13 protein-coding genes are annotated in these 14,276 nt (G+C 64.6%); 11 read left to right on the top strand and 2 right to left on the bottom strand.

Annotation, left to right across the window (positions count from 1 at the left end):
- Nucleotides 1–118: 118 nt before the first annotated feature.
- From JL811_RS04550 to JL811_RS04530, 5 genes are all read left to right on the top strand, one after another.
- On the top strand, nt 119–1,069 hold the full coding sequence (locus tag JL811_RS04550; RefSeq protein WP_237684811.1) for an ABC transporter substrate-binding protein: 951 nt from the start codon (nt 119–121) through the stop codon (nt 1,067–1,069).
- Nucleotides 1,070–1,162: 93 nt separating this feature from the next.
- Entirely contained in the window at nt 1,163–2,221 is a 1,059-nt protein-coding gene (locus JL811_RS04545; RefSeq protein WP_237684810.1) for a quaternary amine ABC transporter ATP-binding protein, read from the top strand.
- Nucleotide 2,222: 1 nt separating this feature from the next.
- Nucleotides 2,223–4,151, top strand: coding sequence for an ABC transporter permease (locus tag JL811_RS04540; protein WP_202687255.1), 1,929 nt, complete (start codon nt 2,223–2,225; stop codon nt 4,149–4,151).
- Nucleotides 4,148–5,029, top strand: a complete 882-nt coding sequence (locus tag JL811_RS04535; protein ID WP_202687253.1) for a choline/ethanolamine kinase family protein — start codon at nt 4,148–4,150, stop codon at nt 5,027–5,029. Before JL811_RS04540 ends, JL811_RS04535 begins: the two co-directional genes overlap by 4 nt.
- Nucleotides 5,026–7,467 carry a GcvT family protein gene (locus tag JL811_RS04530; protein WP_202687252.1) on the top strand — a complete coding sequence of 814 codons (2,442 nt, stop codon included), beginning with the start codon at nt 5,026–5,028 and terminating at the stop codon, nt 7,465–7,467. Before JL811_RS04535 ends, JL811_RS04530 begins: the two co-directional genes overlap by 4 nt.
- On the opposite strand, the gene JL811_RS04525 is transcribed toward JL811_RS04530, so the two are convergent.
- Nucleotides 7,457–8,092 (bottom strand): class I SAM-dependent DNA methyltransferase, encoded by a 636-nt coding sequence (locus JL811_RS04525; RefSeq protein ID WP_202687250.1) that lies wholly within the window; start codon nt 8,090–8,092, stop codon nt 7,457–7,459. The two genes, JL811_RS04530 and JL811_RS04525, sit on opposite strands and share 11 nt — an antisense overlap.
- A 79-nt stretch (nt 8,093–8,171) precedes the next feature.
- Between JL811_RS04525 and JL811_RS04520 the strand changes: the two genes are divergently transcribed.
- The 4 genes from JL811_RS04520 to JL811_RS04505 all read left to right on the top strand — a co-directional run bounded on the left by JL811_RS04520 (nt 8,172) and on the right by JL811_RS04505 (nt 11,803).
- A complete protein-coding gene (locus tag JL811_RS04520) occupies nt 8,172–9,134 on the top strand; it encodes a choline kinase family protein (RefSeq protein WP_237684809.1) in 963 nt (320 codons plus the stop codon).
- Between the two features lie 72 nt (nt 9,135–9,206).
- Nucleotides 9,207–10,463: a DNA polymerase IV gene (locus tag JL811_RS04515; RefSeq protein ID WP_202687248.1), complete on the top strand. Its 1,257-nt coding sequence runs from the start codon at nt 9,207–9,209 to the stop codon at nt 10,461–10,463.
- Between the two features lie 183 nt (nt 10,464–10,646).
- Nucleotides 10,647–11,534, top strand: coding sequence for an SPFH domain-containing protein (locus JL811_RS04510; RefSeq protein ID WP_202687246.1), 888 nt, complete (start codon nt 10,647–10,649; stop codon nt 11,532–11,534).
- Complete coding sequence (locus tag JL811_RS04505) at nt 11,531–11,803, top strand: NfeD family protein (RefSeq protein WP_202687244.1); 273 nt, start codon at nt 11,531–11,533, stop codon at nt 11,801–11,803. The genes JL811_RS04510 and JL811_RS04505 overlap by 4 nt, the downstream gene beginning before the upstream one ends.
- Nucleotides 11,804–11,882: 79 nt before the next feature.
- Here the strand turns inward: JL811_RS04505 and JL811_RS04500 are convergent, their stop codons facing one another.
- Nucleotides 11,883–12,320 (bottom strand): DUF302 domain-containing protein, encoded by a 438-nt coding sequence (locus tag JL811_RS04500; protein ID WP_202687242.1) that lies wholly within the window; start codon nt 12,318–12,320, stop codon nt 11,883–11,885.
- A gap of 168 nt (nt 12,321–12,488) precedes the next feature.
- On the opposite strand from JL811_RS04500, the gene msrP reads away from it, so the two are divergent.
- Both msrP and msrQ read left to right on the top strand, forming a co-directional pair.
- Complete coding sequence (gene msrP, locus JL811_RS04495; protein ID WP_202687240.1) at nt 12,489–13,421, top strand: protein-methionine-sulfoxide reductase catalytic subunit MsrP; 933 nt, start codon at nt 12,489–12,491, stop codon at nt 13,419–13,421.
- Nucleotides 13,421–14,047, top strand: a complete 627-nt coding sequence (msrQ, locus tag JL811_RS04490; RefSeq protein ID WP_202687236.1) for a protein-methionine-sulfoxide reductase heme-binding subunit MsrQ — start codon at nt 13,421–13,423, stop codon at nt 14,045–14,047. The genes msrP and msrQ overlap by 1 nt, the downstream gene beginning before the upstream one ends.
- Nucleotides 14,048–14,276 lie beyond the last annotated feature (229 nt).

Below are 14,276 nucleotides of genomic sequence, written 5' to 3'. Positions count from 1 at the left end.
CAGATCGGTCATATCCGGTCAGAAAAGACACAAATTCCCACAGAAAGCAATTGACTCATGCCGGATGCTGGCCGTTACTTGACCCAAGGGAAAACCAGCCGCATCCGGGGAGACCGCCATGACCGTCATCGCAAAGTCCATGACCGCCGCCTCGTTGCTGGCGCTTCTGTCGGCAGGGGGCGCGCTGGCGCAGGACAGCAGTGATCCGGTCCGCCTGACGCTGCATGACTGGACCGGGCAGCTGATCACCACGCAACTGATGGGATCGGTGCTGCAAAAGGCGGGGCTGACCGTCGAATATGTGCAGGCCGATTACCTTGCGCAATTCGCAGGCCTTGAAACGGGTGATCTGCATATCGCGATGGAAATCTGGGAAACCACCGGGCGCGAGGCGATGGATGCCGCCACCGCAACTGGCAATGTGGTGAACCTTGGCCCGACCGGCATGCAGGCCAAGGAGGAATGGTGGTATCCGGCCTATATGGTCGAACAATGCCCCGGCCTGCCGGATTGGGAGGCGCTGAAGGAAGCCGCCTGCGCCGAGGCCTTTGCTACCGCTGAAACCGCGCCCAAGGGTCGCTATCTGGGTGGCCCGGTCACATGGGGCGGATTTGACGAAGAACGGATCGAAGCGCTGGACCTGCCCTTCGAGGTGATCCATGCGGGCACCGATGCGGCCCTGTTTGCCGAACTGGAATCCGCCATTCAGCGTGAGGCGCCGGTCCTTCTGTGGGTCTATGCCCCACATTGGGCCCCGGCGAAGTTTGAGGGCGACTGGGTCGCCTTTCCCGAATACACCGCCGAGTGCTATACGGATCCGGCATGGGGTATCAATCCCGACGCCGCCTATGACTGCGGCAAGCCCTTTGGTGACATCTGGAAGGTCGTATGGTCGGGGCTGGCCGAGAAATGGCCCAAGGCGGCAGCGGCGGTCGAGGCCTTCAGCATCGACAATGACGAGATGGGCGCGATGATCACCGAGGTGGACCTGAATGGCGCCTCGGTTGAATCGGTCGTTGCCGGTTGGATGGAACAGAACGAGGCGCGCTGGTCCGGCTGGATCGACTGATCCGGGTCTTGCCCCTCTGGCCGTCGTCCGCGATCCCCTCACGGACGGCGGCCTTTCCTTGTCCTTCAGGCCCTCTTGCCATCAGGGAAAGACATGCCGCGACCCTTGCCTGAACCGATGCCCGCATTGAAACCCGGGCCGATGCCCGAACCGATGCTGGTCTGCCGTGATGTCTGGAAGGTCTTTGGCCCTCAGGCCGCGCGGGTGCTGTCGGATCTGGGGCCAGAGGCAAGCGCTGACCAGTTCGTGACCAAGGGCCATATTCCGGCAGTGCGCGCGGTTGATCTTGAGATCGGCGCCGGTGAGATCTTCGTGATCATGGGCCTGTCGGGATCGGGGAAATCGACGCTGGTGCGTTGCCTGTCGCGGCTGATCGAACCCACGGCGGGGGAGATCCTGTTTCATGGTGAAAACCTGCTGGCCATGTCCGAGGACCGCATGCGCGATCTGCGGCGGCACCGGATGGGCATGGTGTTTCAGCATTTCGCCCTGTTGCCGCATCTGACGGTGGCGCAGAATGTGGCCTTCCCGCTGGAGGTGCAGGGCGTGGCGCGTTCCGAACGCGAGGATCGTGCGCGGCGCATGGTGGCGCTGGTGGGCCTGCAGGGGCGTGAGGACGCCTTTCCCCGCCAGTTGTCGGGCGGGCAGCAGCAGCGCGTCGGCATCGCCCGCAGTCTGGCCGCCGATCCCGAGCTGTGGTTTCTGGATGAACCCTTTTCCGCGCTGGATCCGCTGATCCGGCGCGAGATGCAGGATGAATTCATCCGCCTGCAATCGGTGCTGAAGAAAACCATCGTCTTCATCACCCATGATTTCGACGAGGCGATCCGTCTGGCGGACCGCATTGCCATCATGAAGGATGGTGCTGTGGTGCAGGTCGGCACGCCCGAGGATCTGGTGATGAACCCCGCCACGGATTATGTCGCCGAATTCACCCGCGCGGTGACCCGGCCCAAGGTCGTGCCGGTGACGCGTCTTATGGGCCCGGTAACCGGGCCGGACCCCGATGCCACCCTGCCCGCCCGCACCCGTCTGGCTGAGGCGGCGCCCCTGTTCCTGACCCATGAAACCGTCCGCATCACCGATGAAGATGGCCGCACGCTGGGCCATCTGCACCGCGCCGATGTCGTGGCGATGATGCTGGAGGGTTAGGATGGCGGGGCGGGGGATCCGCGCGGTGGTGGTCTGGGCCGGGGCGCTGGCCCTGCTGGCGCTGTTCATCACCTTTGGCAAGCCGCTGGCGCCCTGGGCCTTTGACTGGCCGCGGGCGGCAGAACTGCCCGCCGCGCGCTGGATCAGCGCGTTGATGCGCTGGCTGCTGAATGATGCCAGTTTCGGGCTGTTCACCTTCCGCGACCTGACGCGCGCGGTCGCGGCGGTGATTGATCTGCCCTATCGCGCGGTGCTGGGGCTTTTGTCGGGGGGCTTTGGTGCGCTGCCCCCGCTTGGCTGGCTGGCGGTGACGGGGCTGGCCATGGTGATCGGCCATCGCGCGGGGGGCTGGGCGCTGGCCGCCCTTTCGGGTGCGGGGTTTCTGTTCATCGCGGTCTTCGGCCAATGGACCAGCGCCATGGTCACACTGGCCTCGATCCTGATCGCGGTGCCGATCGGCATTGCGGGCGGGCTGGCACTGGGGTTGGCGGCGCATCGCTGGCCGGGCCTGAACCGGGCGATCACCCCGGCGCTGGATCTGATGCAGACGATCCCGGTCTTTGCCTATCTGGTGCCGGTGCTGATCCTGTTCGGCTTTGGCCCGGTGGCGGCGGTCATCGCGACGGTGATCTATGCCATGCCACCGATGACGCGGATCACGCAATTGTCGCTGTCGCGCGTGCCGTCCGAGTTGCGTGACCTTGGCCAGATGGTGGGCTGTTCGCGGCATCAGATGACGTGGAAGGTTATGATCCCCTCGGCCCGTGAAGGGCTGATGGTCGGCGTCAATCAGGTCATCATGCTGAGCCTGAACATGGTGATCATCGCCTCGATGATCGGCGCGGGAGGGCTGGGCTTTGACGTGCTGGCGGCCCTGCGGCGGCTGGATTTCGGCGCGGGGCTTGAGGCGGGTTTTGCCATCGTGGCGCTGGCCATCGTACTGGACCGGATCAGTCAGGCCATGGCGCAGGATCGCCCCGGTGCGCGGGCGGGACATTCCTATCTGCTGGTCGCGCTGGCGGTTCTGGTGCTGGCAGGGGGGCTGACGATGGTGCTGCCCGGCGCACAGGACTATCCGGCAGAGGCGCGGCTTTCGACCGGCACATTCTGGTCCGATGTCGTGCGCCATATCAACGTGAATTACTTCGACGCGCTGGAGGCGGTGAAGAACTTTTTCCTGCTGAACCTGATGATCCCCTTCAAACGCTTCCTGATCGGCCTGCCCTGGCTGGGTGTGGCGGCGCTGCTGGCGCTGGCGGGCTGGCGGCTGGGCGGCGCGCGGCTGGCGGCTTTGTCGGGGGGGCTGGTCGTGGTGATTGCCGCGACCGGGCTATGGGAAGAGGCGATGACGACGGTTTATCTCTGCGGTATCGCGGTGGTGATCGCCATGCTGATCGGTCTGCCCATCGGCGTGCTGGCGGCGGAACGCGACAGCCTTTGGCCCGGGCTGAAGCTGGTGATCGACACGCTGCAGACGCTGCCCTCTTTCGTCTATCTGATGCCCGCCGTCATGCTTTTCCGGGTGGGGGATTTCACCGCCCTTCTGGCGGTCGTGGCCTATGCCATCGCGCCCGCGATCCGCTATACCGCGCTGGGGCTGCAGGGCGTCGATGCGCGGCTGGTCGAGGCGGGCCGCGCCATGGGCTGCACCCGTGGGCAGATCCTGTGGCGGATCAAGCTGCGGCTGGCCCTGCCTGAAATCCTGCTGGGGCTGAACCAGACCATCATGTTCGCGCTGTCGATGCTGGTGATCACGGCCTTGGTCGGCACACGGGATCTGGGACAAGAGGTCTATATCGCGCTGACCAAGGCCGATGCCGGGCGCGGGCTGGTGGCGGGGATGTGCGTCGCCTTCATCGCGATCATTGCCGACAGGTTGATTCAGGGCGCCGCCCGGCGCGCGCGGGCAAGACTGGGATTGGAGACATGACTGTGCCGGAACGCATCGCGGCGCTGCCCTGCTGGCAGGGTAATGTACAGGCGGAACCGCTGTCGGGCGGGCTGTCGAACGAGATCTGGAAAGTGACCGATGCGGCGGGCGCCCATGTCGTCAGGCTGGGTAAGGATTACCCCGCGCATCATGTCAGCCGCGCGCGTGAGGCGATGGCGTCGCGCGCCGCCCATGCGGCGGGCTTTGCGCCTGCGGTGGAATTCACCGCCCCCGGCGTGATGGTCACACGCTTTCTGGACGCGCGGACATGGGGGCCGCAGGATGTGGCGGAAAACCCCGTCCGCGTTGCCGATCTGCTGCGGGGGTTCCACCGCGACATGCAGGCGCAGGTGTCGGGGGAGGCCTATTTCTTCTGGGTGTTCCATGTCATCCGCGACTATGCCCGCACCCTGACCGGAACACGGCATGAGGCCAGGCTGCCGCGCTTTCTGCGGATCGCGGGCGCGATGGAGGCAGAGCAGGTTCCACTGCCCATCGTCTTCTCGCATAACGATCTGCTGCCGGCGAATTTCCTCGATGACGGCGCGCGGCTCTGGCTGATTGATTTCGAATATGCGGGCTGGTCCACGGCGCTGTTTGATCTGGCCGGGGTGGCGGCCAATGCCGAAATGGACGCCGCGGCGGCACAGGACTTGCTGGCGGCCTACTTCGGGCAGGCCCCCGATGCAGCACTGGCGCGCGCCTTCGCGGCGATGCAGGTTGCCGCCCTGATCCGCGAAACCCTGTGGGCGCTGGTGTCAGACCTGCATCTGGCCGCCCCCGGCGTCGATTACACCGCCTATGCGGCGGAAAACCTGACCCGTCTGGAGGCGTCGCTGGACGCCTTTCAGGCGCAATTCGGAAAGATCGGGACATGACGTTTCCAACACAGGCACAGGTCGTCGTCATCGGCGGCGGGATCATCGGCTGCTCGACCGCCTATCATCTGGCGCGGGATCACAAGGCGGATGTGGTCCTGCTGGAACAGGGCAAGCTGACCTCGGGCTCGACCTGGCACGCGGCGGGGCTGGTGGGGCAGCTCCGGTCTTCGGCCTCGATCACCAAGGTGCTGAAATATTCGGTTGATCTCTATAAGCGGCTGGATGCGGAAACCGGGCTGGAAACCGGCTGGAAGATGACGGGCTGCCTGCGGCTGGCCACGACGTCCGACCGCTGGACCGAATACAAGCGGCTGGCCACGACCGCGCGCAGTTTCGGGATGGAGATGCATCTGATTTCCCCGGCCGAGGTCAAGGCGATGTGGCCGCTGATGGAAACGGGCGATCTGATCGGCGCAAGCTGGCTGCCGACCGACGGGCAGGCGAGCCCCTCGGATATCACGCAAAGCCTTGCCAAGGGCGCGCGGATGCATGGGGCGAAGATTGTCGAGGGCGTGCGCGTCACCGGGTTCGACATGGAGGGCGCGCGGATTGTGGCTGTGCGCACTACGCAAGGCACGATCCGGTGTGAAACGGTGGTGAACTGCGCGGGCCAATGGGCGCGGCAGGTTGGGGCAATGGCAGGCATCAACGTGCCGCTGCAACCGGTGAAGCACCAGTATATCGTGACCGATCCGATTCCCGGCCTGTCCCCCGATGCCGCCACCATCCGCGACCCCGACCGGCGCACCTATTTCAAGGAAGAGGTCGGCGGTTTGGTGATGGGCGGCTATGAACCGAACCCGCAACCATGGGTCACCGGCTTGTCGGGGGGCGACGTGCCCGATGACTGGGAATTCCGCCTGTTCGGCGATGATTTCGACCATTTTGAGCAGCATATGGAACAGGCGATGATCCGGGTGCCCGCGCTGGAACAGGCGGGCGTCAAGCAGATGATCAACGGATCTGAAAGCTTTACCCCCGACGGCAATTTCATTCTGGGCCGGGGGCCGGAATGCGCGAACATGTATGTCGGCGCGGGATTCAACGCCTTCGGCATCGCAAGCGGTGGCGGCGCGGGCTGGGTGCTGGCCGACTGGGCGATGCGGGGCGAGGCGCCGCTGGACCTTTGGGCGGTGGATATCCTGCGGTTTTCCGGTCTGCACCGGGATCGCGACTGGGTGTTGGCCCGCACGCTGGAGGCTTATGGCAAGCATTACACCGTGGCCTTCCCGCATGAGGAATATACCTCGGGGCGCCCCGCGCTCAGATCCCCGCTTTATGACCGGCTGGCGGCGGCGGGGGCGGTGTTCGGATCAAAACTGGGATGGGAACGGCCCAACTGGTTTGCCCCCGGGGCAGGCGCGCAGGATGTCTATTCCATGGGACGGCAGAACTGGTTTGACGCCGTGGGGGCGGAACATGCCCATGTGCGCCGCGCGGTGGGGCTGTTCGACCAGACGTCATTCGCCAAGTTTGAACTCTCCGGGCCGGGCGCTGTGGCGGCGCTGGACCATATCTGCGCGGGCCATGTGGGGCGCGCGCCGGGGCGGGTGACCTATACCCAGCTTCTGAACACACGCGGTGGGATCGAGGCGGATCTGACCGTGGCGCGGCTTGCCGAGGACCGGTTCTACATCGTCACCGGCACCGGGTTCCGCGCCCATGATTTTACATGGATCGCGGGCCATCTGCCGGAACAGGGCTGTGATTTCCGCGATGTGACCGAGGATTGGGGCGCGCTGTCGCTGATGGGGCCGAGGGCGCGCGATGTGCTGGCGCCGCTGTGCGGGGATGCGGTGTCGAACACGGCCTTCCCCTTTGGCGCGGTGCGCGAGATCACGATTGCGGGCGTGCCGGTCCGTGCCCTGCGGATCACCTATGTCGGCGAACTGGGCTGGGAGTTGCATGTGCCGATGGCCGGTCTGGCGCAGGTCTATGATGCGCTGATGGCGGCGGGGAAGGCGCAGGATATCCGGCCCTGCGGCTATCGTGCGATTGAAAGCCTGCGGCTGGAAAAGGGTTATCGCGCGTGGTCGTCCGACATCACGCCGAATGACACACCGTTCGAGGCGGGGCTGGGCTGGGCGGTCAAGATGAAGTCGAATAGCGATTTCATCGGCCGCAGTGCGCTGGAGGCGGCGGGGCCGCTGACCAAACGTTTCGCCGGGTTCACGCTGGACGATCCGGCCGCCGTGCTGGTCGGGCGTGAAACGATCCTGCGCAATGGTGAACCTGTCGGCTATCTGACCTCGGGCGGTTATGGTTATACGCTGGGGAAATCCGTCGGCTATGGCTATGTCCGCAACGCCGAAGGTGTCACCGACGACTTCCTTGCCACGGGTGATTATGCGCTGGTCGTGGCCTCGGAAGTGGTCCCGGCGCAGATTGCACCGGGGGTGCTTTATGATCCCGAGAACGCCCGGATCAGGGCGTAGGCCGCAGCACCACCGCCCGGCTGGGCGAGGTCGCGGCCTCACCCGGCATCGAGATATAGGGCGCGGTTTCCTCGGCCAGTGTCAGGCGGCCTTTGGCGACGAAACCGGCGATGGCCGCCTGAAACCCGTCCTGCCAGACGGTATCTTTCACCGTCAGCACGATCACGCCGCCCGGGGCAGTGATGCGCAGCAGTTCCGGCAGCGCCCCGGCGCCGACATGGCCGGTGGTGAAGACCCCGGTCGAGATGATCCCGGCATAGGCGCCATCGGCAAAAGGCAGATCGCCGCCAAGGGCAATATTGTGCAGCGCGCGGTAGCAGCCCTTGCGTTCCGCCACGGCCAGCATCCCCGGTGAGATATCCAATGCATCGACCAGCGGATAGCCGACGATGCCCAGCCATTCACCCACCATGCCGGTGCCCGCGCCTGCATCCAGCAAGGGCCCCGAGCCGCGCGGCAGGTGGCGCGCCAGCAGCGCCAGCGCGACCGAGGGGTGGCGATATCCGGCAGCGCGCATCTCGGCGTCATAGGTATCGGCCCAGCGGTCATAGGCGGCGGCAACCGCTGCCGGATCCTTTGCGGAATAGACCGCGCCCAGATGCCCGTCGTGATCCTGCTGTGTCATGTCATCCTCCGTTCTGGTCATGGGGGCAGCATAGACCTAGGCTGCCGGATGTGAACCCGAAGCCGGAAAGGAGACCCCGATGACCGATGCCGCGCACGTTGATCCTGCACAGGCCGATGCCACCGAGATCCGCAAGCTTGCAAGCCTTTTGCCGGGAATGACCGGAATGCCCGAGCGGCTGGGCGGGCTGACAAACCGGGTTTACCGTCTGGGCGGCTATTGCATCCGCCTGCCGGGCAAGGGGACCGAAGCCTATATCGACCGCGCGAATGAGGCAGTCGCGGCGCGGGAGGCGGCGAGGGCGGGGGTCAGCCCCGAAATGCTGCATGTTGATGTGGCCAGCGGCGTGATGGTCACGCGATACCTGCCTGATGTGGTGACGCTTTCACCCGACGGATTTGCCACAAGGCCCGGCGTGGTGGAGCGCGCGGCACAGGCATTGCAGGCGCTGCACCGGTCGGGCGCGGCCTTTCCCTTCCGGTTTGAGCTGTTCGCGATGATCGACGATTATCTGGGGCATCTTGCGGGCAAGGATGTGGCCCTGCCCGAGGGCTATCATGATGTGGTGACCGAGGCGGGCGCGGTGCGTGCGGCGCTGGCGGCCCATCCGGTGCCCTTGGTCCCCTGTCATTGCGATCCGCTTTGTGAGAATTTTCTGGATGATGGGACAAAGGTCTGGATCGTGGACTGGGAATATTCCGGCATGAATGACCCGATGTGGGATCTGGGCGATCTGTCGGTTGAGGCCGCGTTTACGCCCGAACAGGATACCGCGATGATGCGCGCCTATTTCGGGGCGGACCCGTCAGCCTTTGATCAGGGCCGCATGGTGATCTACAAGGCGATGTGTGATCTTTTGTGGACGCTCTGGGGGTTGATCCAGCTTGCCGATGGCAACCCGGCCGAGGATTTCCGCGCCTATGCCGAAGGGCGCTTTGCGCGCTGCAAGGCGCTGATGGCCGATCCGGATTTCGCGGCCCATGTCGCGGCGGTCGCGCGGGGGCCTGCGGCTGCGTCCCGAGGGCAATCCGTTAAGGGATAGCGGCGGCTTTGGGGGAGGTTCGGGCCGCTCAGGCACCTTCCCGGCGCTGCGACGCGGGTGTAGGATTGCGCCATGCCCAGCCTGTGCCGCGCCTGTCTGACCCTGACCGAAACCGGCACCGCGCGCTGCCCGGCCTGCCGGTCGCCGCGCATTGTGTCGCATCCGGAACTGGCGGATCTGTCCATCGCGCATATGGATTGCGACGCCTTCTATGCCTCGGTCGAAAAGCGCGACAATCCCGAATTGCGCGACCGCGCCGTGATCGTGGGCGGTGGCACGCGGGGGGTGGTCTCGACCTGCTGCTATATCGCGCGCATCTCGGGCGTACGCTCGGCCATGCCGATGTTTCAGGCGCTGAAACTTTGCCCGCAGGCGGTTGTGGTGAAGCCGCGCATGGCCGCCTATGCCGAAACGTCCCGCGCGATCCGCGCGATGATGGAGGATCTGACCCCGGCCATCGAACCCTTGTCGCTGGATGAGGCCTTCATGGATCTGACCGGCACCGCGCGGCTGCATGGCGCGCCGCCCGCCGTGATGCTGGCGCGATTGTTGCGGCGGATGGAGACGGAACTGGGGATCAGCGGTTCGGTCGGGCTTTCGCATAACAAGTTTCTGGCCAAGATCGCGTCGGATCTGGACAAGCCACGCGGCTTTTCGGTGATCGGCCGGGCCGAGACCGAGGCGTTTCTGGAAACGCGACCGGTCCGGATCATCTGGGGCGTTGGCACGGCGATGCAGGCAGCACTGGAACGCGCGGGCATCCGAACCATCGCCGATCTGCGCCGCTGGGACCGGGGCGATCTGATGGCCCGGTTCGGCCAGATGGGTGGGCGGCTTTATGATCTGGCGCGCGGAGAGGACCGGCGGCGGGTGAACCGCGATGAAAAGGTGAAGTCGATTTCCAAGGAAACCACCTTTGACGCCGATATTTCCGATGCCGATCTGCTGGATGGTCATCTGTGGCGGCTGGCCGAACAGGTGGCAGACCGCGCCAAGGCCAAGGGGCTGGCCGGGCGCACGGTGGTTCTGAAACTGAAACGCGGGGATTTTTCGGGCATCTCGCGCCGCCATGCCCTGCCGGGGGCAACCCAGACCGCCGACCGGATTTACCGGGAGGCGGCGGCCCTGCTGATGCCGGAGCGGGGTCGCGCCCCCTTTCGGCTGATCGGGGTGGGGATTGCCGATCTGTGCCCGGCGCGCGAGGCGGATCGTGAGGGGGATCTGCTGGACCCCGATGCCGGCCGCCGCGCGAAGGCTGAGGCCGCAACCGATGCGATCCGCGCACGGTTCGGCCGGGACGCGATCATCAAGGGCCGGGCGCTGCGCTAGTCGGGGCGCAAGGGGGGCGCTGCCCCTCTCTTTGGCTCTCGCCAAATTCACCCCCGGGATATTGGGGGACAGAAAAAGAAACCGGGGGGCCTGTGTGATGGCCCTGCGCGCGGACCGGATTCGGGCTTGCGCGCGCCCTTCCGTGCCGCCAAGACTGAGACAAGTCGTATTTGGAGTTCAGTCATGGATATAGAAGCATTTATCGGCAGCAACGCGGTCTATATCGCGATTGCCGTTTTCATCATCGTTTCGCTGTTTCTGGGCGTGCGGATCGTGCCGCAATCCGAAAAGCATGTGGTCGAACGCTTTGGCCGCCTGCATGCGGTGCTGGGGCCGGGCATCAATTTCGTGATCCCGTTTCTGGACCGGATCGCGCATCGCATCACCATCCTAGAGCGCCAGTTGCCTGCCGCGATGCAGGACGCCATCACGGCGGACAACGTGCTGGTGAAGGTGGAAACCAGCGTGTTTTACCGCATCATCGAACCGGAAAAGACGGTCTACCGGATCCGCGATGTGGACGGCGCGATTGCCACGACCGTGGCCGGGATCGTGCGGTCCGAAATCGGCAAGATGGAACTGGATCAGGTTCAGTCCAACCGGTCAGAACTGATCGGCAAGGTGCGCGAACAGGTGGCGGCCATGGTCGATGACTGGGGTATCGAGGTGACGCGGGCCGAGATTCTGGATGTGAACCTTGATGAGGCGACGCGCTCCGCGATGCTGCAACAGCTTAACGCCGAGCGGGCGCGGCGCGCGCAGGTCACCGAAGCCGAAGGCAAGCGCCGTGCGGTTGAGTTGAAGGCGGACGGCGATCTTTATGCTGCCGAGCAGGAGGCCAAGGCCCGCCGCGTTCTGGCCGATGCCGAGGCCTACGCGACCGGGGTCATCGCCGAGGCGATTGCGCGCAACGGGCTGGAGGCGGCGCAGTATCAGGTTGCGCTGAAACAGGTCGAGGCGCTGACCAAGGTGGGTGAAGGGGCGGGCAAGCAGACCATCATCGTGCCCGCGCAGGCGCTGGATGCCTTTGGCGATGCCTTCCGCATGCTGGTCGGACGGAAACCGTCATGAGCTGGCTGTCGGTCTGGTGGGTCTGGATCGTCGCGGGCTTTGCCATCGGCGTGATGGAGGTGCTGGTGCCCGGCTTCATCTTCGTCGGTTTTGCCATCGGCGCGGTCGTGACCGGCCTGCTGATCGCCATCGGCCTGCTGGGCGGCAATCTGGCGGTGACGGTGCTGGTCTTTGCGGTGATCTCGCTGATCGCATGGCTGGTGACGCGGCGACTGGTCGGACGGCGGCCCGGTCAGGTCAAGATCTGGACCCGCGACATCAACGACTGATGCCTGACGGACCATAGGGTTCCGGGCCATCGGGTTCCGGGCGCGGCATCTGGCGGCACCCGGAGCCCGATGGGCAGGTTCAGTCCAGTTCCAGCGCCTCTTTCACGATCCCGGACAGAAGATCCTGCACCGGCGCCATTGTGCCTTCATACCGGTCATGGCCGACCAGAACCGTTTCACTGTCCGGCATCTGCCAGACATGGATCCCGTAAGGGCAGAAGCGCAGATTGGCCGGATCGGCTTCCATAACCTCACGGCTGACCCGGGCCGAGCAGAACTGAAACACATCCGCCGCCGCGAAGATCGTTGCCGTCGCGCCGATATCGGCCTTGGTGCGCTCCAGCATCTCACCGACATGGCTGACGGAATCGATGACCAGACCTTCCCCCAGAATGGCATTCTCGATGGCGAAGGTGGCGTCCTCGAAGGACAGATCGGTTTCATAGGTCTCGAATTCCCCGGCCAGAACGGGCGTCGTGGCCAGCAGGGTGCAGAGCAGTGCGGTTCTGAACATCATATGTCCTCCTCTATCGTCATATTCTATTGCAGGAATATATATCCGGAACAAGCGCCGCCCGCCGCGGCCCGTTGTTTCAGGCGCTTGCCGAAGAAGTGAGCATTGTTTGGCTGGCGGGACGGCCAAACTGCGCTAACTTCCGCTGACAGGCGAAACGGAGGATAGGAAATGCGCAAGGGCTTCAAGAATGATCTCGGCTGGTCGGATGTCACGCCGCGCGGGATCTGGATGAACCGGCGTTCGCTGCTGCTGGGGGCCGGGGCTGCGGCAGGGGCCGGGATGCTGGCCGCGCCGGCGCGGGCCAGCATCGAGGCAAGCCCAAGCGCGTTCTCGACCGATGCCAAGCCGAACACATTCGAGGAAATCACCACCTATAACAATTACTATGAATTTGGCACCGACAAGTCCGATCCGTCGCGCAACGCGGGCGGGCTGACGACCGCGCCCTGGTCGATCCGCATCGACGGGCTGGTGGACCGGCCCGGTGAATACGGGCTGGAAGACCTGATGCAGGGTGTCGCCCTAGAGGAACGCATCTACCGCTTCCGCTGCGTCGAGGGCTGGTCGATGGTCATTCCCTGGATCGGGTTCGAGCTTTCGCAGATCCTCAACCGGGTCGGCGTGCAGTCCGGCGCGCGCTATGTCGCCTTCGAAACCCTGCTGCGCCCCGAGGAAATGCCCGGCGTCGCCCGTCCCAGCATCGAATGGCCCTACCGCGAAGGGCTGCGTCTGGATGAGGCGATGAACCCGCTGACGATCATGGCGACCGGTCTTTATGGTGAACCGATGCCCAATCAGAACGGCGCGCCGATCCGGCTGGTCGTGCCGTGGAAATACGGATTCAAGTCGATCAAGTCGATTGTCCGCATCAGCCTGACCGATCAGATGCCGCCGACCAGCTGGAACATGCTGCAGCCGAATGAATACGGCTTCTATGCCAATGTGAATCCCGAGGTTGACCATCCCCGCTGGAGCCAGGCCAGTGAACGGCGCATCGGGTCGTCCATTTTCGCGCCGCGCGTGGATACGGTGAAGTTCAACGGCTACGGGGAACAGGTCGCCGGTCTCTATGCCGGTCAGGATCTCGCAAAGGATTACTGATGCTGGTGGACAGGCTGAATGGCTGGGCCCGGCGGATCTCGCCGAACTGGCTCTATGCGGCAGCGGTGATTCCGGTGCTCTGGCTGGTCTGGCAGCTCAATACCGGGGCGCTGGGCGTGGATCCGGTGAAGCGGATCGAACATTCACTGGGTCTTTGGGGGCTGCAGATGATCGTGGCGGGGCTATGCATCACGCCCCTGCGGCGTCTGGCAGGGGTGAACCTGCTGCGGTTCCGCCGTGCGGTCGGCCTGATCGCCTTTGCCTATGTCACCCTGCATCTGACGGTGTGGCTGCTGCTGGATCTGCAACTGCGCTGGGGCCAGATCTGGGGCGATATCCTCAAGCGGCCCTATATCACCGTCGGCATGGCGGGATTCGCCCTGATGCTGCCACTGGCGCTGACATCGAATGCCGCCTCGATCCGCCGACTCGGGGCGGCTGGCTGGCAGAAACTGCATCGAATCACATATCTTGCGGCTTTGGCGGGGGTCATCCACTACATCTGGCTTGTTCGCACCTGGCAGGCAGAGCCGATTCTGTATTTCCTTGCGGTCATCGGATTGATTCTGCTGCGCGTTCTGTGGTCGGCGCGCAGTCGCCGCGCCCGCACCGCCCCCGTGGCCTGAAAGATTCCAATCTCCTGAAGGCAGGGATTGTGCCAGAAGTTGCGCCAGCCACAAGATTTCGGATCGTTTTCTGTGCGGCGTAAAAAAATGTCATGAACCTGTCTTTTTCTGCTTGCAGGTTTTTTGTTGTGGGCCTAGATACCGCCTCACCGAAACGGAGACGGTCGGAAGCGGCGGTTGAGGGGACGGGCAGCGACGGAAGTTGCTGAGAACAATCAGGAGGCAAGGC

It is taken from the genome of Szabonella alba (assembly GCF_016765775.1).
Classification (GTDB): Bacteria; Pseudomonadota; Alphaproteobacteria; order Rhodobacterales; family Rhodobacteraceae; genus Szabonella; species Szabonella alba.
The sequence above is the reverse complement of the archived record's forward strand: the minus strand, read 5'-3'. Positions and strand labels throughout refer to the sequence as shown.